The organism is Candidatus Pelagibacter sp. HIMB1321 (genome assembly GCF_900177485.1).
GTDB lineage: Bacteria > Pseudomonadota > Alphaproteobacteria > Pelagibacterales > Pelagibacteraceae > Pelagibacter.
On the sequence record NZ_LT840186.1, the window covers coordinates 1,020,138 to 1,037,408 of the forward strand.

Consider the following 17,271-nt stretch of genomic DNA (forward strand, 5'->3'; position numbering starts at 1 on the left):
TTTTTGGTACCTTGGGTAGGTTACGCTCCTACGACTTCGGATCCACAAACCGACGTGATGCTATTTCACCACCAAGGCATATCCTCTTGTGTTTTATATTATTTTTAGTGGATTTAAAATTATATTATAAAAATTAATAGCTAGCTTTAGCCAGCATGGAAATGTCTATGCGTACCTCTATTAGTTCCTCGAAGAGTAGATCTTTGAGTACCTCTGTTTGTTACTTTATTGGTCGCTTTTGTATTCATGGTTAGTCTTTTAGACAAAAAAATTATTTATTCAACCCTAAAATAAAAAAGGACGTTTCTCTAATTTTATAGAAAAACGCCCTTTATAAAATTTTAAATATTTAGTCTAATTTTTTTAGATTAACTGCAGAAGGACCTTTAGGACCATCTTCTAATGTAAACTCTAGCTTATCACCTTCGTTTAAGAATCTCATCCCAGCTGCTTTTACTGCTGAAGCATGTACGAATGCATCTTTTTCTTTGTCATCTCTTTCGATAAAACCGTAACCTTTTTTACCGTTAAACCATTTTACTTTACCTTGTAATGTACTCATCTTATTTCTTAGTCCTTTTTGTTATTTTTAATGAGCGAAAAATAATTTTTTTTAGAATAATTTCAAGATGAAAAGTGGTGGTGGCTGAGGAAGGATTCGCACCTCCGACACAAGCCTTTTCAGGGCTCTGCTCTACTCCTGAGCTACTCAGCCTTAAGATTATCCTCTAAAGATTATTCTGCCTTTAGTAAGATCATAAGGGGTCATCTCTACTGTCACGTTATCACCTTGCAGAACTCTAATTCTATTTTTTCGAAGTTTGCCTGCGGTATGGGCAGTAACGGTATGACCATTTTCTAATTGAACTCTAAACATGGCATTAGGCAACAGGTCTGTTACTTTACCTTTGAATTCAAGTAGATCTTGTTTTGACAAATTTAATTTCTCCTCATTCTTTTTTTTACTGAGTGAGCATGTCCTGCTAACCCTTCATAATTTGCAAGTGTTATAACCGATGGCCCAAGACTTTCAATACCCTTTTTTGATAAGTTAATATAAGAAATTCTTTTATAAAATTCATTAACACTTATTCCTGAAGAATATTTTGCTGACCCGTTAGTTGGTAAAACATGGTTGGATCCAACATTGTAATCTGTCATTGCCATAACAGCATATTTTCCTAAACATACTGAACCTACATTGTTAATTTTAGGAACAAATGATTTATAATTTTTAACATTTAATTCTAAGTGTTCAGGTGCAATTTTATTAACAACATCTATAATTTTTTTATCAGATGCAATGTGCATCAAAATTCCATTATTCATCAAACTTTTTTTAGCAATTGATTGTCTTGGAATGTCTTTAAGTTGTTTTAAGATTTCTGATTTAACTTTTGAAATTAAATTTTTATCTTTAGAAATTAAAATACATTGTGCAAGAGGATCGTGTTCTGCTTGACCAATTAAATCACTTGCTACCCAAATTGGGTTTGAATACTTGTCACAAACAATAGTTACTTCAGAAGGACCAGCTGTCATTCCTTCAATTCCAACATCTCCAAAGACTTCTTTTTTAGCTGCAGCAACATAGGCGTTACCAGGCCCAACTATTTTATTTACTGATTTAATTTTTTTTGTTCCATAGGCAGCTGCTGCAATTGCAGAAGGCCCCCCAATTGAATAAATCTCTTTGATTTTACATTTTCTAGCAGCATATAAAACGGCTGGATTTTGTTTTCCTTTAAAACCTGGGTTAATCATTATTATTCTTTTAACACCTGCAACAATTGCTGGGATTGCATTCATTAATACACTTGAAGGATATGAAGCAGTTGAACCTGGAACATATATTGCAACAGAATTAATTGGTAAATATTTATATTCAAGTTTGTTTTTAAATTTATCTACATAAGAAATGTTTTTAAATTTCTGTAATGAATGAAATTTATAAATTCGATTATAAGCTGTATCAATTGCTTGTTTTACTTTTTTATCTAAAGTTTTAATTGAGTTAGAAATTTGTTTTGAGGCTGGAACTATGATTGAATTTTTATTAAATCTTTTTTCGTATTTTAATAAAGCTTTATCTCCATTTTTTTTAACATCTTTGATAATGTTAGTGACTGATACAGAACTAGACTGAACCTTATTTTTTCTAATAGTTAATAGTTTTTCCAATTCACGATTAAAACTTCTACTACTGCTATTTAATATTTTAACCATTATTTAATCTCATTTTGATCTTCTAGTCTTACTTCAATGGTTTCTGACTTCAATGAAATATGTGCATTGTTATTGAATATGAGGTTAATCTCAAAGTCATCTTTATTTTTTAAATAATCAATTCCAATTAACTCTAATGTTAAATCTTGATCTTTTTGATTAATATTTTTAGATTTTACTTGATCGACAAAATCAAATTTACAAATACTATTGATTTTTTTGTCTTCCTGGCCTGACTCGATTTTTGTTCTTTCAATTGAAAGTAAAAATATCTTATTTTCTTGTAAAAATTTTATATCTGAAATTTTAACTTTTGCTCCAGCACAACAAGCTGAGATCATTTGAAGACCTTCGTTATCAGTTGCAATTATTTTTGCTAAATATTTTTTATCCATTAGTTAACTCTTCTAATTTTAGCTCCAACTTTTTTCAATTTTTTTTCAATATTTTCGTAGCCTCTATCAAGATGATAGATCCTATTAATAACTGATTTTCCTTTTGCTGTTAATGCTGCCAATATTAATGAAACTGAAGCTCTTAAATCAGTTGCCATAAGCTCTGCTGGTGCAAAATTAATATTTCCTTCAACAATTGCCTTATTGCCATTGGTTGAAATTCTTGCACCCATTCTGTTTAGTTCTGCAACATGCATAAATCTATTTTCAAAAATATCTTCTTTAATTATAGAGCTCTTATTAGCTTTACATAGTAAAACCATTATTTGAGCCTGTAAATCTGTAGGAAATCCGGGATATGGTGCTGTTGTTATTTTAGTATTTTTAATTTTTCTATTTCCAATAATTTGAACTTCATTTTTTTTAATCATTACTTTCGAACCTAATTTTTTAAGAAGATTGATTTCTGTTTTTATAATTTCAGGTACAATATTGCTAATTCTTAAATTTCCTTCGGTAACAGCTGCTGCCACTAAATACGTTCCAGCTTCTATTCGATCAAACATTACAGAATATGAAATTTCTTTAATTTTACTAACTCCAATAATCTTAATTGTTCTTTTTGATATCCATTTAATATTACATCCCATTTCTTTTAAAAAATTTACTAAATCATTAATTTCAGGTTCTATCGCACAATTAGATAATATAGTTGTCCCTTTTGCAAAACTTGCTGCGATAATTAGATTTTCTGTTGCTCCTACTGAAATTTTTGGAAATTTAATTTTGTTTCCTTTTAAACCTTTTGGAGCATTTGCAATTACATAACCTTGATCAATTTTATATTTAACTCCTAATTTTGATAATGCCTTAAGATGTATATCCACTGGACGAGTTCCTATCGCACATCCACCAGGCAAAGATACTTTGGCTGATTTATGTTTAGCAAGCAATGGGCCTAAAACTAAAATTCCTGCTCTCATAGTTTTTACTAAATTATATGAAGCAAATTTTTTGTTTTGTTTGGAGTTATCAATTATGGTTTTATTTTTATCTAATTTTATTTTAGATCCTAATGATTGAAGTAATGCCAGCATTGTTTCAATATCTCTTACTTTAGGGAGATTTTTTAAAATAATTTTTTTATTAGATAAAAGTGTTGCTGCTAAAATAGGTAATGAAGCGTTCTTGGAACCTGAAATTTTTATCTGTCCTTTGAGCTTATTGGCTCCAAAGACCTCTAGTTTTTGCATGATTAAACTTTAGGTAACGTTACTCCAGTTTGCCCCATGTATTTACCATTTCTATCTGCATAAGTTACTTCTGGTTTTTCATTACCTTTTAAAAAGATAAATTGGGCAACTCCCTCATTTGCATAAATTTTAGCTGGTAAAGGAGTGGTATTTGAAAATTCTAATGTTACATAGCCCTCCCAACCTGGTTCTAGTGGAGTGACATTGACTATAATTCCACATCTTGCATAAGTTGATTTTCCAAGACAAATAACAAGCACATCATTAGGAATTTTAAATTTTTCAACTGTTCTTGCTAATACAAATGAGTTTGGTGGAATAATACATTCAGAAACATTTTTTGTTACAAAGTTGGTTGGTTTAAAATTTTTAGGATCAACGATTTCGGAATTGACGTTTGTAAAAATCTTAAATTCATCTGAAACTCTAGCATCATAACCAAATGAAGATAATCCATAAGAGATACTATCTCCTCTAACCTGTTTCTCCTCAAAAGGTGAGATCATGCCTTCTTCCTTAGACATTTTTCTAATCCACTTGTCTGAAAGAACTGACATTATTTACTTTTCTTCTTTATCTTTTTTTGGAAAAGTTTTCTTTTTTTTAAGTTTTTCTTAAGTGCTAAACTTAAACGCTCATTCTTTTCTTTAGAATTCATTTTTTGTCTGGATTAGTTAAAAAGTCTAAAGTTATTGGCTTTGAAGCATCTAATGTTGGTGCTTTAGGCTCTTCCTCTTTAGGACCCTCTTTTGCTAATCGTTTTGCTTTTTTTTCTGCAAGCTTTTTTTCCCTTTTAGCTTGCTTCTCCATAAGCTTTGCACTTTTAGTTGATTTATAATCGTAATGAATGCCCATAAAAAATCCTCGCGTGTATATAATACATATTAATTAAAAAATTAAGGCAATAATTTGAAAAAAATGCTTTATTATCAGTGAAATACAATTGTTAGTTTATGCTCCTGTAGTTAAATGGCATAACAAGTCATTGGTAATGACTAGTTCCCTGGTCAGTACAGGGTGGGAGCACCATTAATTTTTATAAAATACTTTTCTAAAAAAAATAGTAATTATCAATAAACAAAAGAAAGCAGTTAACGGAATATAAATTGACGGTGATGTAATTAATTCAATTATACTTGGTGCATTTAGATTGTTATTAATTATTTCCTCAAGTCCACTACCAATAGAGATAACAATAAATAATGAAGGGATCATTCCCAACAATGTTGACCAAAAAAAGCTAGAAACCTTAACGTCAAATATACACGGCAAAACATTTTGAATTTGAAAAGGAATTCCTCCTACAAATCTGTAAATTAATAAATATAAAAATTCAGATTTTTTAAATTTTTCTTCAAGCTGCTTAAATCGATTTAAAAATTTATCTCTGATCATTTCTTTTAAAAAAAAATTTGCAAAGATATAAAGTAAAGTTGCACCTATTGTCATTCCTATAACTGCAAACAACAGACCAAACCATTTACCAAAAATAAATCCTGCAAATAAAGCTAATGGAGAACCAAAGCCAGCTGCAAAAACCCATAGAGCTGCAAAAAAAATAAAGACTATTCCTAAAAAAAATAGATTAGTTTGTCTTAGTTCATAAAAATAGTCTCTATTATTTTTAAAAAACTCATAACTAGTTATTTCTTGAAAGCTAAATTTACTTAGTATGAAATATAAAAATAAACAAACAGCGGATACATAAAATAGGCCAATAAATAATTTAATTTTTTTAGTTTTTGCCATTGATTTTGATGTTAATTCTAAAATCTTCTATTTGCTATTTATATATTTAATTACTATAAAGGGCGAAATTTAATAAAAATTTAACAACATTTTATGAAAAGAACTTACCAACCTAAAAAAGGCAAAAGATTAAAAAAGCACGGATTTCGATCAAAGATGAAAACAAAAGGTGGTCGTAAGCTTTTAAAAAGAAGACGAGCTAGAGGAAGAAAAAATTTAACTGTTTCATCAACTGTTAAAAAAAAATAACCTAACTTAAATGAAAAGCAAAATTCTTGCTCTTTCAAAAAACGAAGAATTTAAAAGCCTTCTTAAACAAAAAAAAATCTCAAATAAATACGTCACCATTTTTTTTGGAAAATTGGCTGATAAAAATAAAAACAAACTTAATATTAGCTTTGTAACTAAGAAAAAAATTGGGAATGCAGTTAAGAGAAATAAAATAAAAAGACGTCTTAGAAATATAACAAACGATGCAGTAAAAAATATCAGTGTAAAATTTGAATATTCATATCTTGTTATTGCTAAGCCAACTATGTTAAACAACGAGTATACAATTATAAAAGAAACCTTATTTAAAGACCTAGAAAGAATACGTTAATGAATATTTTCACAATAATCTTAATAAAGTTTATTAAAGGATATCGTTTTTTAATAAGCCCTCTACTTGGTCACTCATGTCGTTATTTACCAACTTGTTCTGAGTATAGTATGGAGGCATTAAAAACTTATGGTTTTTTAAAAGGTTTATTTATGAGTATAAAAAGAATTCTATCTTGTCACCCAATCAAATTTCTTGGTGGTGGTGAGGGATTTGATCCAGTAAATAAAAAATTAAAGATTAAAAAATAATGGATACAAAAAACGTAGTAGCAGCAATTTCACTCTCAGCAGCAGTAATTGTCTTATACTCTCTTTTTTTTGCACCAGAACCAGTTCAAAGATCAGAAAGTTTATCTGGAAAAGATAAAATAGAAAAAAATTCTGATGCACCAAGTTTGGATCAAGCTGAAACTTTTATAAAAATTTCTAGAGATGAAGCAATAGATCAAGAAGATAGAGTTGCTTTTGAAAATGATAACATAATTGGGTCGATATCCCTTAAAGGTGCAATCATAGATGATTTAACTTTTAGACAATATAATACTGAATTAGAGAGTAATGAAAATGTCGTTTTATTAAACCCGAAAAATATTGAAGATGGGTATTTTATAGAAAGTGGTTTTGTAACCTCAGATAAAAATATTGATATTCCTAATTCAAATTCAGTTTGGACTCTTAAAGGTAATAATAAATTAACCGAACGAACTCCAATAAAACTTTCATGGACAAACAACCAGGGTATTACATTTGAAAAAGATATTTCACTTGATAATAAATTTCTATTTACTGTCAAACAAAGAGTAATTAATTCTACTGATAAAAAATTTGATTTTTACTCATATGGTCAAATTATAAGAAACAAAATTCCAGAAGGTCTTTCAAATTTTTATATTCTTCATGAGGGTATGGTTGCAGCTCTTGATGGAGAACTAATTGAAGAAGATTATGATGATATTGAGGAACAAAAATTTAGTAAAAATGCTGGTAAAGGTTGGTTTGGAATTGGTGATAAATATTGGATAAGTTCAATTATTCCACCACGAGAAAAGGAATTTAAAGTTACATTTGATTACAAAGATAAATTTAGAGCAAACTATATTGCAACTAAACCAATTGAACTCGGAAGTAATTCTTCAATTGAGGATGAAATGCAAATCATTGTAGCTGCTAAAAGAGTTGATGTGGTGGATGGTTATGCGGAACAATTAAATATTGATAAATTCGATTTAGTAATCGATTGGGGTTTTTTATATTTTATTACTAAGCCTCTATTTTATGGAATTGATTACTTTTTTAAATTATTAGGAAACTACGGGTTAGCAATCATAGCGATAACAATTTGTATTCGTTTAGTATTTTTTCCATTAGCTAATTTTTCATTTAGAAGCATGGCAAAAATGAAAGCTCTTCAGCCTGAAATGGTCAGATTAAAAGAATTGCATAAAGATGACAAAATGAAACTTCAGCAAGAGATGATGGCTCTATATAAAAAAGAAAAAGTAAATCCAATGTCAGGATGTTTGCCTATATTGGTTCAAATTCCAGTTTTCTTTGCTTTATATAAAGTCTTATTTGTGACTATCGAAATGAGACAAATGCCTTTTTATGGATGGATAAAAGATTTGTCAGATAAAGATCCTACATCACTATTTAATCTTTTTGGATTGCTACCATACGATGTACCATCATTTTTGGTTATTGGAGCATGGCCTATACTTATGGGTGTTACAATGTACATACAACAAAAATTAAATCCTGCACCAACCGACCCTATGCAGGCAAAAATTTTTATGTTCTTTCCTTTATTCTTAACAATAATTCTTGCACCATTCCCAGCAGGATTAGTAATTTATTGGACAGTAAACAATGTTTTAACGATGGCTCAGCAATTGTTTATAATGAAAAGAACTACAATTAAAACCACCTAATGGTTCCTATTCAAGAGGAAGACTTAAAAAAAATTATACCTGCTGATGGACCTTCTATTTCAGAAGTTAAAAGTTATTTAGATAAATATAACGATGAGTATATTGTTATAAAATGTGGTGGGAGTGTTCTTGTTGATCAAAATTTATTTGATCACTTTATAGATAATATATCTATTTTAAATAAATTAGGATTTATTCCAATTGTTGTTCATGGGGGTGGTAAAAGAATTTCAAATAAACTATCTGAAAAGGGTATTGAAAGTAAATTTTTAAATGGCTTAAGAATTACTGATGAAAAAACAATTAAAATTGCTGAGGAAGTTTTAATTGAATTTAATAAGGAAATTGTTGAAGCTTTAAACAATAAACAGTGTACCGCTGAAGAAATTAATACAAAAAAAAACAATGTTATTTCTGTAATTAAAGATGATGAAAAACTTGGATTTGTAGGAAGCCCTAATAAAATTGATAAGAAATCTCTAGACAAAATTATAGAAGAAAAAAAAGTACCAGTAATTGCTCCACTTGGCTTAAATGAACAAGCAAAACCATTCAACATCAATGCTGATACAGCTGCAGGATACATAGCGAAAGAATTGAATGCTAGAAGATTAATAATTATGAGTGACGTTGAAGGAGTGCTTGGTAAAGAAAAAAATTTACTTCCAGAGATTAACTCTGAAAAGATTAGTGAACTTATTAAGAATAACACTATCTCAGGAGGTATGATACCAAAAATCAATAATTGTCTAGATGTTGCAAGTAATGGTGTAAAAGGTGTTGTAATAATTGATGGGAGAAAAAAAAATTCAATTCTATTTGAACTGCTCTCAGACAAAGGTTCAGGAACGCTAATTAGACAATGAAAGATTTAGTAGATATTAAATATTGGATATTTGATTTAGATAACACTCTATATAGTGGTCAAACTAAAGTTTTTTCTGAAGTTGATAAGAAAATGTCAGCTTTTATATCAAAAAAGTTTGATGTTGATCTTATTCAAGCTCGAGAGCTTCAAAAAAAATATTTTTATGAGTACGGAACAACTTTGTCTGGTTTAATGAACCATGACAATATCGATCCTCACGAATTTTTAGAATTTGTACATGATATTGATATTAGTTGGCTTCCAAAAGATAAAATTTTAAGAGAAGAATTAATTAAGATTAAAGAAAAAAAGATTATTTTCACTAATGGCTCCCATGCTCATGTTGAAAATATAACAAAGCAGTTAGGGATTGATGGTTTATTTGATGGTGCTTTTGATATAACAGATGCAGATTTCATTCCAAAACCCCACTTAGATCCTTATAAAAAACTTATAAAAAAGTTTAATATTGACCCGACACAATCTATTTTAATTGAAGATATCGCTCATAATTTAGAGCAAGCTAAAAATCTTGGAATGAAAACTTGTTGGTTAGAAAATGATGAGGTGTTTGCAAAGAAAGATGCTGATAAGTCTTATATTGATTATAAAATTAATAATTTGCCTTCATTTCTTCAAAAAATTAATATATTAAAAAATAATTAATCATGAATGAATTTGAAAATATAATCAATAAAGCTTGGGATAAAAGAGACCAAGTAAGTGGGAAATCTGATAAAAGTATCTTAGATGCTGTAGGCAAAACAATTGATCAGGTTGATAGTGGAAAAATCAGAGTTGCTGAAAAAAAAGATGGAGAATGGGTAGTTCATCAATGGATTAAAAAAGCTATTCTATTAAGTTTTAGAATTAATGAGATGCAAACTTTACCAGGGCCTTATGCAACTTGGTGGGATAAAGTAAAAGGTAAAACTGCTGGTTGGGGGAAAGAAGAACATCTAAAAGCTGGATTTAGAATGGTGCCTAATGCAGTAGTTAGACATGGTTCACATGTTAGTAAAAATGTAGTTGTAATGCCATCTTTTATAAATATTGGAGCATTTGTTGATGAAGGTACCATGGTTGATACTTGGGTAACTGTTGGATCATGTGCGCAAGTTGGAAAAAATTGCCACCTATCAGGTGGGGTTGGAATTGGAGGTGTTTTAGAGCCAATGCAGGCGAACCCAACTATCATTGAGGATAATTGTTTTATAGGAGCGAGATCTGAAATAGTTGAGGGAGTTATTGTTGGAGAAGGCTCTGTTGTTTCGATGGGAGTATTTATTGGCCAATCAACAAAAATTGTTCATCGAGATACTGGTGAAATTATTCAAGGTAAAATACCACCCTATTCTGTTGTCGTACCAGGAAGCTTACCTGCTAAAGATGGTAAAGGTCCATCATTATATTGTGCTGTAATTATAAAACAGGTTGATGAAAAAACTAGATCAAAAACTTCTATTAACGATCTTTTAAGAGATTAGTAAATGCCCAATATTAATGAATTGCAATTAGCAAAGGAGCTAATAAAATTTCCATCTGTAACTCCCACTGATGCTGGGATTATGAAATTTTTAGAAAAAAAATTAAAATCTTTAGGTTTCAAAACTAAAATTTTAGAATTTAGAGAAAAAAATTATAAACCTGTCAAAAATTTGTACGCAAGACTTGGCCATAAAGGACCAAACTTTTGTTATGCAGGGCATTTAGATGTGGTTCCACCAGGCACTTTAAAAGATTGGACCATTAATCCATTTAAACCTTCGGTTAAAAAAGGGCATCTAATAGGACGTGGTGCAAATGATATGAAAAGTTCGATTGCAGCTTTTGTTTCTGCAGTAAGTGATTATTTAAATTCTGTTAATAAATTTAATGGCTCAATTAGTTTATTAATTACTGGTGATGAAGAAGGTGATGCTGTTAATGGAACTAAAAAGGTTATTGAGTATCTTAAAAAGAAAAGAGAGAAAATAGATTTTTGTCTTGTTGGGGAACCAACTAATCCAAATAAACTTGGGGAAATGATTAAAATTGGTCGTAGAGGCAGTATGACTGGTAAACTAACTGTTATCGGAGTTCAAGGACATGTAGCATATCCTCAAAGAGCAAATAACCCCTCAACCACTTTAGTAAAAATGCTTAAAGAATTAAAAGATATAAAATTTGATAAAGGTACAAAAGACTTTCAACCGACTAATTTGGAAGTTACAAAAATTAATATTCAAAATACAGCTGATAATGTTATTCCTAGTACCGCTGAGGCAACATTCAATATCAGATTTAACAACAAACACACATCACAAAGTATTAAAAAAAAATTAAATAAAATATTTGGTAGAATTTCAAAGAAAGAAAAATCTAAATTTAATATCAATTATCGTGTCTCAGGTGAAGCTTTTTTAACTAAGCCAAACAAAACAACTTTTATGATACAAGACGTAATTAAAAAAATTACAAGAGTTAAACCAATATTTTCAACAACTGGCGGAACATCAGATGCTAGATTTATTAGAAAGATAGCCCCTTGTCTTGAATTTGGACTAGTTGGTAAAACAATGCATAAAGTTGATGAAGCAGTGTCTATTAAAGATCTTAGAAACTTAACCAAAATATACTCAAATATTTTGAAAAATTATTTTCAGTGAAAACTGGTCTAATTACTACTAAAAGCTATCAAGATCATAACACCGGAAATGGTCACCCAGAAAAAATTGATAGAGTTACAGCTATAATAGACAATTTTAAAAAAAAAAATAATAAAAATCTTATTTGGCAAGAACCTAAAAATTTTGACCAATCTTTATTAATCAAAACTCACTCAAGAGATTATATAGAATTTGTAAATAATTCTTTTCCGAAAGACGGCTTATCATTTTTAGATGGAGACACTATCGTTTCACCTGGAAGTAAAGATGCCACTCGAGATTCAGCAGGTTCAATAATTACTGCAATTGATGGGGTTGAGTCTAAGGAATATAAAAATGCTTTTTGTGCTGTAAGACCTCCAGGTCATCATGCAAAAAGAAATAAAGCGATGGGATTTTGCATTTATAATAATGTTGCTGTTGGTGCCAACTATTTAATTGAAAAATATAAATATAAGAAAATAGCTATTATTGATTTTGATGTTCATCACGGTAATGGAACTCAAGATATTTTTTATGAAAATGAAAAAGTTTTATATATCTCAACACATCAATATCCTTATTATCCAGGGTCAGGCACTGAACAAGAAAAAGGGAAATTTAATAATATTTTCAATATTCCTTTAGAGGCAGGAACTACATCTGAACAATATTTAAATGCATATGATCACGTCTTAAATAAAATTATTGAGTTTAAACCAGAATTTTTATTATTTTCTGCAGGATTTGATGCACATAAAGATGATCCGCTGGCTCAATTAAAATTAAACTCGAATGATTTTTATACTTTAACTAAAAGAGCTTTAGAGGCTGCAAAGAAATCTTGTAACGGTAAAGTTGTTTCAATTCTAGAGGGTGGTTATGATCTTAATGCACTAATGTCTAGTACAGAAAAGCATGTTGATGCTTTAATAGAATTTAATTGATAATTATACATAACTAACTAAGAGATGTTTTATGAAATTATATAGAATTAAAAGATCTGCAATTGATAAAAAAGGTCGAGGTCTTTATGCAACTAAAGATATAAAGGAAGGAACAAAGATTATCGATTATATTGGAAAGTTAATCACCAAAAAACAAACAGAAGAGTCAGATAAATATGACAACAGTAAACCAATTTATCTTTTTACGATAAATAAAAAATATGATTTAGATGGAGATTTTCCGTGGAACACTGCAGGATTAATCAATCACTCGTGTGATAATAATTGTGATTATGATGGCAAGGGTCTCAAAATTTGGGTTAAAGCAATTAGAGATATTAAAAAGGGTGAAGAATTTACGTGTGATTATGGATTTGGTTTTGATGAAAATTACAAACAATTTCCATGCAAGTGTAAATCTAAAAATTGTTGTGGCTATATTGTAAGAGCGGAGTCTAGATGGAGAATTAATAAAAAGTTTGCAATGAGTAATAAAAAAAATCTAATAAAAAACTCTAGATAAAAAAAGGCCTTTAGCGGGTGCTGGTGGTGCACAATTTTCTCTTTTCTTTAATTTTATAATTCTATCAAATTTTTTAAGACTCCATTTCCCTTCACCCAAATACTTCAAACAACCAACCATTGATCTTACTTGTTGTTGTAAAAAAGATTGAGATCTAAACTCAATAGATATTTTGTCATTTTGATTTATTATTTTTACAGACTTCATTGTTCGTATTGGACTTTTTGCATTACAACTTGAAGCTCTAAAAGTTGAAAAATCTTTAGTTCCTATTAATTTTTTTGCTCCATTTCTCATTTCTTTAAGATTAAGTTTTTTCATTATATGCCAGCCTCTATCATGATAAAGCACGGACGGACTAATTCTATTGTAAATAACATACTTATAAACTCTTTCCTTTGCAGAATATCTGGCGTGAAATTCTTTATTTTTCTTTTTTAGTTCCAAAACTGAGATCATTTTATTTTTTAAAAAATGATTAATAGATTTTAGAAATTTATCTTTATCTAAAATCAAATTTTTACACTCAAAATGAGCAGATTGAGAAATAGCATGGACACCAGCATCTGTTCTCCCTGAACCAATGACTGTAATTTTTTCTTTAAGAAGTTTTGAAATCTTATCTTGAAGTACACCTTGAATTGTTTGACCTTTTTTTTGTATTTGCCAGCCTCTATAATTAGTGCCAACATATTCAATTAAGATTTGATATTTATACATTTAATAAACTAGCACCCTTTTTGATTTGAGAGCCAATAATGAATTCTTCAATTTTTTGAGGTTTTTTTCCCTGTCTTTGTATTTCTAAAATTTTTAAAGAATGATTATCACCGCACGCAACTTCTAAATCATTTGTCAAAACTTCACCTGCATTACCTTGATTTTTATCTATTTTAGCTTTTAAAATTTTATATCTCTGATTTTTATAAATAAAAAATGCACCTGGAATTGGAAATAGTCCATTAACTTTACCAAAAATTTTTTTTGCATCCTCCTTCCAATTTATAAGTCCTTCAGATTTATCTATTTTAGCTGCATAGGTCGCTAATTCATGATTCTGTTCAACAAATTTGGCTTTTTCATTCAAAATATTATTAATTTCAATTATTATTTTTTCTGCTGCTAATAAAGATAACTTATTTGAAACCACAAAAGCATTATCACATGGATTTAATTCGATTTTATAAGCTGCACATACAGGACCAGAGTCTAACTTTTCTTTTATCTTCATAATACTTATTCCCGTTTCTTTATCCAAGTTCATTATAGCTCGTTGAATAGGTGCAGCACCACGCCATTTTGGAAGGATAGACCCATGTATGTTGATAAAACCTAATTTACATATTTCTAAAAATTCCTTTGGAATCATTTGGCCGTATGCCACCACGATTACAATATCTGGATTAATTTTTTTTATAAATTCTAATTCTTCATTATTGTTTTTTAAACTAGCTGGGGTTCTACAATTGATTCCTAGACTATCTGATAATTGATTGATGGGTGACTTATTTAGTTTTTGTCCTCTTTGTGATTTTTGTGGTGGTTGAGTATAGACAGCCTCAATTGAAAAATTGTTTTCATAAATTGATTTTAAAATAGGGACTGAAAACTCAGGTGTCCCCATAAACACAATTTTTTTTTGCATTAATTAAATAACTATCTGATTGGACTTTAGTTTTGATAGTTTTTTTATAATCATTGATTTTTTTAACTTAGATAAATAATCTATAAACAAAACACCCTCTAGATGATCCATCTCGTGCTGAATACAAGTAGCTAATAATCCACTTGCATGTAAAGTTTGTCTTTCTCCATTATAGTCCAAATAGTCCACATCACAATGACTCGGTCGATCAATTTCAGCAAATTGATTTGGAACTGACAAACAGCCCTCTTCATAAGTAGCTTTTTCTGGATCTTTATTTTTAATTACAGGATTTACAAAATATCTTGGTTCTTTTTTTTCAGGATCTTTGCTTATGTCCATTACAATTATTCTTTTTGGAATACCAATTTGAATAGCCGCAAGTCCTATACCATTTGCTGCATACATAGTATCAAGCATATCATCCATCAATTTTTGCTCATCTTTAGTAATCTTATCAACAGGTTTAGACACTTGTCTGAGTAGTTTGTTAGGTTCTGTTAATATAGGTTTAACCGCCATAATGAATGTATTCTAATTAATTTTTTTAAACTTTTAAAGGTAGAACTTTTAATAAAATTTTATTTCTAATGTAATCAATATCAAGCTGATTTAATGCACTAATTATAAAATACAAAGTATCTTCATCTAAATCTGTAAGATTGTCTTGCCCAATTACTTCTATAATTCTTAATACAGTTGATCCAATTTCGTTATTATTGATCATAACCTGAATATCAGTTGGCATTTCAGACTCATTTATTTCATAAAGGTCCTCATATTTTTTAGAAATTTCAATACCATCTGACTTAATAGATTCGATCAACATTATATCTTTTTTAGTTAAAATATATTTCTTATCTTTTTTGATTTTTTTTAAGAAATTATCCAGATCTTTTTCAATTTTAGATTTTGCAAAATCACCATTAAAATAATTAACTAATCTTGATTGATGTAAAATATCTTTATTAAACTTAATATCTTTTAATTCAACGCTTTCTTCTTGAATATTATCAAAGTAAAATGTTGTAAAATTAGATGGTACATTATCAGGTTCAATTGTCTCTAAAGCTTGTTTAAGCTCAATATCAAATGCATTTGAATATTCATCTTTAATAAATAAATCTTTCAAAAGTTTGAGAAATTCTAATTTTTTTTCAGTATCAGATTCAATTAAAGATCTTTGATAAATTAAAGCTCTCGCCTCTATATTTGATAATGACTTATAAGACTCAGAGGCATTTAATAATTGGTTAATATTAAATTGAAATCTTTTATATAAAGCAAATAAGTCTTTCTCAGAATAATTTTTATCATGTGTTGCTTTTTCAATTAAAGAAATTTTTTCTTCTTCAACAATATCAACTTCTTCAATATTAAATAATAAATTTGAAGCTGATAAATATTTCCAAATTTGAGAATCTGTATTTTTTTTTGGTTCAAAAATAAAATCTGGATTAGTTCTATGAGCTAGGTGAAAATCCAATATGGATGTTTCAGAAATTGATGGATCTGGGTCTTGCGTGTAACCAAATAAATAATTAAGTTTTTTTTCAAAGTATTCATCATTGAAACCTAGTTCTTTTTTTAAGTCTAAAATTAACTGTGCCTCCTCAGACCTACCCGCATTTATTAAACAATATAAATTAAATTTTGAGAGATATTCATCATTTATGACTTCTGAATTTTTTAAAAATAATTCACAAGCTTTTTCAATATTTGCCTCTGATAAATATTGATCTACTAAATATCTACTTAAATCAGGATGTAAGTTTAAAATTTGGTTTTTTACCAAATATTCCTCAATTAACTCCCTATCCTTGTTCTTAATCAGCCAATTAGATCTGATATTTAGAAATTCTTCATTAGTAATATTAATTTCAGGATTATAAGAATTAGTTAATAACACTATATTTAACAAGTCTGATGCATCTTTAGAAAGTTGCATTTTATCTATATTTGTAAAAAGATACTTTAATTGGTCACCGTTAGAATTAGACCACATATTAATTTGAAGGTCATAATCTTCTGGATCATAAAGTCCAATTATCTTTAATTTTTGAGAATTTAAATCTGAACTTACTTGAACAGTTTCAATTTCTTTTTCTGATTGGAGATCAAAAATACTTGGTTGAGAAATTTCAGTATTATTAGTTTCTAAATTATTTTGATTATTACTTATTGAACTTTCTTCAATTTCATTTTCATCAATGTTCCATATGTCAATAGGCTTATCTTCTGCATTAGCATTAAATGTATTTAAAAAAATTAATAATAGAATTGATAAATATTTGTTATTTAACAATTTTAAAATTTTCATTAGGAATAATTTTTTCTATTTCTTTTTTTGGAGCTGGAAAATCAATTTTACTTAGCAAGAAAATTGCCCCAATGAATAAAATTAAAACTAAACCTAGTTTTACAATTAAACCTGTAACACTCTTGCCTGAACTTGTATTTCTAGTAAATTGCATATAACGTTGGTTAAAATCAAATTAAGACATAAT

The 17,271-nt window shown here is 28.8% G+C and carries 23 protein-coding genes and 1 tRNA gene; 10 read left to right on the top strand and 14 right to left on the bottom strand.

The genetic code is table 11. The features are described from left to right. Positions 1–349: 349 nt before the first annotated feature. The 9 genes from B9N70_RS05490 to B9N70_RS05530 all read right to left on the bottom strand — a co-directional run bounded on the left by B9N70_RS05490 (position 350) and on the right by B9N70_RS05530 (position 5,623). On the bottom strand, positions 350–562 hold the full coding sequence (locus B9N70_RS05490) for a cold-shock protein (protein ID WP_085114794.1): 213 nt from the start codon (positions 560–562) through the stop codon (positions 350–352). 78 nt (positions 563–640) lie between these two features. Beyond that, positions 641–715: transfer RNA gene (locus tag B9N70_RS05495), tRNA-Phe, on the bottom strand. Between the two features lie 6 nt (positions 716–721). Further along, a complete protein-coding gene (gene infA, locus B9N70_RS05500) occupies positions 722–937 on the bottom strand; it encodes a translation initiation factor IF-1 (RefSeq protein WP_085114795.1) in 216 nt (71 codons plus the stop codon). Positions 938–939: 2 nt separating this feature from the next. Next, positions 940–2,226 carry a histidinol dehydrogenase gene (gene hisD / locus B9N70_RS05505; RefSeq protein WP_085114796.1) on the bottom strand — a complete coding sequence of 429 codons (1,287 nt, stop codon included), beginning with the start codon at positions 2,224–2,226 and terminating at the stop codon, positions 940–942. Then, positions 2,226–2,621, bottom strand: coding sequence for a DUF2948 family protein (locus B9N70_RS05510; RefSeq protein ID WP_085114797.1), 396 nt, complete (start codon positions 2,619–2,621; stop codon positions 2,226–2,228). The genes hisD and B9N70_RS05510 overlap by 1 nt, the downstream gene beginning before the upstream one ends. Then, positions 2,621–3,874: a UDP-N-acetylglucosamine 1-carboxyvinyltransferase gene (gene murA / locus B9N70_RS05515; protein WP_085114798.1), complete on the bottom strand. Its 1,254-nt coding sequence runs from the start codon at positions 3,872–3,874 to the stop codon at positions 2,621–2,623. Before murA ends, B9N70_RS05510 begins: the two co-directional genes overlap by 1 nt. A 2-nt stretch (positions 3,875–3,876) precedes the next feature. After that, positions 3,877–4,431: a dCTP deaminase gene (gene dcd / locus B9N70_RS05520; protein ID WP_085114799.1), complete on the bottom strand. Its 555-nt coding sequence runs from the start codon at positions 4,429–4,431 to the stop codon at positions 3,877–3,879. A 97-nt stretch (positions 4,432–4,528) separates the two neighbouring features. Further along, a complete protein-coding gene (locus B9N70_RS05525; RefSeq protein WP_085114800.1) occupies positions 4,529–4,729 on the bottom strand; it encodes a hypothetical protein in 201 nt (66 codons plus the stop codon). A gap of 174 nt (positions 4,730–4,903) precedes the next feature. After that, on the bottom strand, positions 4,904–5,623 hold the full coding sequence (locus B9N70_RS05530) for a TVP38/TMEM64 family protein (protein WP_085114801.1): 720 nt from the start codon (positions 5,621–5,623) through the stop codon (positions 4,904–4,906). A gap of 93 nt (positions 5,624–5,716) precedes the next feature. Here B9N70_RS05530 and rpmH point away from each other — a divergent pair, with 93 nt between their 5' ends. The 10 genes from rpmH to B9N70_RS05580 are packed head-to-tail and all read left to right on the top strand — an operon-like array spanning position 5,717 to position 13,119. Next, complete coding sequence (gene rpmH / locus B9N70_RS05535) at positions 5,717–5,872, top strand: 50S ribosomal protein L34 (protein WP_085114802.1); 156 nt, start codon at positions 5,717–5,719, stop codon at positions 5,870–5,872. A 10-nt stretch (positions 5,873–5,882) separates the two neighbouring features. After that, positions 5,883–6,224, top strand: a complete 342-nt coding sequence (gene rnpA / locus B9N70_RS05540; RefSeq protein WP_085114803.1) for a ribonuclease P protein component — start codon at positions 5,883–5,885, stop codon at positions 6,222–6,224. Beyond that, positions 6,224–6,475, top strand: coding sequence for a membrane protein insertion efficiency factor YidD (gene yidD / locus B9N70_RS05545; RefSeq protein ID WP_085114804.1), 252 nt, complete (start codon positions 6,224–6,226; stop codon positions 6,473–6,475). Before rnpA ends, yidD begins: the two co-directional genes overlap by 1 nt. Continuing rightward, positions 6,475–8,154, top strand: coding sequence for a membrane protein insertase YidC (gene yidC, locus B9N70_RS05550; RefSeq protein ID WP_085114805.1), 1,680 nt, complete (start codon positions 6,475–6,477; stop codon positions 8,152–8,154). Before yidD ends, yidC begins: the two co-directional genes overlap by 1 nt. Further along, on the top strand, positions 8,154–9,020 hold the full coding sequence (gene argB, locus B9N70_RS05555) for an acetylglutamate kinase (RefSeq protein ID WP_085114806.1): 867 nt from the start codon (positions 8,154–8,156) through the stop codon (positions 9,018–9,020). Before yidC ends, argB begins: the two co-directional genes overlap by 1 nt. Beyond that, positions 9,017–9,688, top strand: a complete 672-nt coding sequence (locus B9N70_RS05560; RefSeq protein ID WP_085114807.1) for a pyrimidine 5'-nucleotidase — start codon at positions 9,017–9,019, stop codon at positions 9,686–9,688. The genes argB and B9N70_RS05560 overlap by 4 nt, the downstream gene beginning before the upstream one ends. 2 nt (positions 9,689–9,690) lie before the next feature. Then, positions 9,691–10,509 (top strand): 2,3,4,5-tetrahydropyridine-2,6-dicarboxylate N-succinyltransferase, encoded by an 819-nt coding sequence (gene dapD / locus B9N70_RS05565; protein WP_085114808.1) that lies wholly within the window; start codon positions 9,691–9,693, stop codon positions 10,507–10,509. Between the two features lie 3 nt (positions 10,510–10,512). Then, a complete protein-coding gene (dapE, locus tag B9N70_RS05570) occupies positions 10,513–11,670 on the top strand; it encodes a succinyl-diaminopimelate desuccinylase (RefSeq protein ID WP_085114809.1) in 1,158 nt (385 codons plus the stop codon). Further along, positions 11,667–12,596 carry a histone deacetylase family protein gene (locus B9N70_RS05575; RefSeq protein ID WP_085114810.1) on the top strand — a complete coding sequence of 310 codons (930 nt, stop codon included), beginning with the start codon at positions 11,667–11,669 and terminating at the stop codon, positions 12,594–12,596. The genes dapE and B9N70_RS05575 overlap by 4 nt, the downstream gene beginning before the upstream one ends. 31 nt (positions 12,597–12,627) lie before the next feature. Further along, positions 12,628–13,119: an SET domain-containing protein gene (locus tag B9N70_RS05580; RefSeq protein ID WP_085114811.1), complete on the top strand. Its 492-nt coding sequence runs from the start codon at positions 12,628–12,630 to the stop codon at positions 13,117–13,119. Here B9N70_RS05580 and truA read toward each other — a convergent pair. The 5 genes from truA to B9N70_RS05605 are packed head-to-tail and all read right to left on the bottom strand — an operon-like array spanning position 13,099 to position 17,238. Continuing rightward, positions 13,099–13,839: a tRNA pseudouridine(38-40) synthase TruA gene (truA, locus tag B9N70_RS05585; RefSeq protein WP_085114812.1), complete on the bottom strand. Its 741-nt coding sequence runs from the start codon at positions 13,837–13,839 to the stop codon at positions 13,099–13,101. The two genes, B9N70_RS05580 and truA, sit on opposite strands and share 21 nt — an antisense overlap. Then, positions 13,832–14,764 carry a methionyl-tRNA formyltransferase gene (gene fmt, locus B9N70_RS05590; protein ID WP_085114813.1) on the bottom strand — a complete coding sequence of 311 codons (933 nt, stop codon included), beginning with the start codon at positions 14,762–14,764 and terminating at the stop codon, positions 13,832–13,834. Before fmt ends, truA begins: the two co-directional genes overlap by 8 nt. Positions 14,765–14,767: 3 nt before the next feature. Further along, a complete protein-coding gene (gene def, locus B9N70_RS05595; protein WP_085114814.1) occupies positions 14,768–15,286 on the bottom strand; it encodes a peptide deformylase in 519 nt (172 codons plus the stop codon). Positions 15,287–15,311: 25 nt separating this feature from the next. Beyond that, complete coding sequence (locus tag B9N70_RS05600; RefSeq protein WP_085114815.1) at positions 15,312–17,084, bottom strand: hypothetical protein; 1,773 nt, start codon at positions 17,082–17,084, stop codon at positions 15,312–15,314. Then, positions 17,059–17,238, bottom strand: coding sequence for a hypothetical protein (locus B9N70_RS05605; RefSeq protein ID WP_085114816.1), 180 nt, complete (start codon positions 17,236–17,238; stop codon positions 17,059–17,061). Before B9N70_RS05605 ends, B9N70_RS05600 begins: the two co-directional genes overlap by 26 nt. Between the last annotated feature and the right edge of the window lie 33 nt (positions 17,239–17,271).

Coding starts and splice junctions, on each gene's coding strand:
- B9N70_RS05490 (WP_085114794.1), bottom strand. CDS start 562: ATGAGTACATTACAAGGTAAAGTAAAATGGTTTAACGGTAAAAAAGGT.
- hisD (WP_085114796.1), bottom strand. CDS start 2,226: ATGGTTAAAATATTAAATAGCAGTAGTAGAAGTTTTAATCGTGAATTG.
- B9N70_RS05510 (WP_085114797.1), bottom strand. CDS start 2,621: ATGGATAAAAAATATTTAGCAAAAATAATTGCAACTGATAACGAAGGT.
- murA (WP_085114798.1), bottom strand. CDS start 3,874: ATGCAAAAACTAGAGGTCTTTGGAGCCAATAAGCTCAAAGGACAGATA.
- dcd (WP_085114799.1), bottom strand. CDS start 4,431: ATGTCAGTTCTTTCAGACAAGTGGATTAGAAAAATGTCTAAGGAAGAA.
- B9N70_RS05525 (WP_085114800.1), bottom strand. CDS start 4,729: ATGGGCATTCATTACGATTATAAATCAACTAAAAGTGCAAAGCTTATG.
- B9N70_RS05530 (WP_085114801.1), bottom strand. CDS start 5,623: ATGGCAAAAACTAAAAAAATTAAATTATTTATTGGCCTATTTTATGTA.
- rpmH (WP_085114802.1), top strand. CDS start 5,717: ATGAAAAGAACTTACCAACCTAAAAAAGGCAAAAGATTAAAAAAGCAC.
- rnpA (WP_085114803.1), top strand. CDS start 5,883: ATGAAAAGCAAAATTCTTGCTCTTTCAAAAAACGAAGAATTTAAAAGC.
- yidD (WP_085114804.1), top strand. CDS start 6,224: ATGAATATTTTCACAATAATCTTAATAAAGTTTATTAAAGGATATCGT.
- yidC (WP_085114805.1), top strand. CDS start 6,475: ATGGATACAAAAAACGTAGTAGCAGCAATTTCACTCTCAGCAGCAGTA.
- argB (WP_085114806.1), top strand. CDS start 8,154: ATGGTTCCTATTCAAGAGGAAGACTTAAAAAAAATTATACCTGCTGAT.
- B9N70_RS05560 (WP_085114807.1), top strand. CDS start 9,017: ATGAAAGATTTAGTAGATATTAAATATTGGATATTTGATTTAGATAAC.
- dapD (WP_085114808.1), top strand. CDS start 9,691: ATGAATGAATTTGAAAATATAATCAATAAAGCTTGGGATAAAAGAGAC.
- dapE (WP_085114809.1), top strand. CDS start 10,513: ATGCCCAATATTAATGAATTGCAATTAGCAAAGGAGCTAATAAAATTT.
- B9N70_RS05580 (WP_085114811.1), top strand. CDS start 12,628: ATGAAATTATATAGAATTAAAAGATCTGCAATTGATAAAAAAGGTCGA.
- truA (WP_085114812.1), bottom strand. CDS start 13,839: ATGTATAAATATCAAATCTTAATTGAATATGTTGGCACTAATTATAGA.
- fmt (WP_085114813.1), bottom strand. CDS start 14,764: ATGCAAAAAAAAATTGTGTTTATGGGGACACCTGAGTTTTCAGTCCCT.
- def (WP_085114814.1), bottom strand. CDS start 15,286: ATGGCGGTTAAACCTATATTAACAGAACCTAACAAACTACTCAGACAA.
- B9N70_RS05600 (WP_085114815.1), bottom strand. CDS start 17,084: ATGAAAATTTTAAAATTGTTAAATAACAAATATTTATCAATTCTATTA.
- B9N70_RS05605 (WP_085114816.1), bottom strand. CDS start 17,238: ATGCAATTTACTAGAAATACAAGTTCAGGCAAGAGTGTTACAGGTTTA.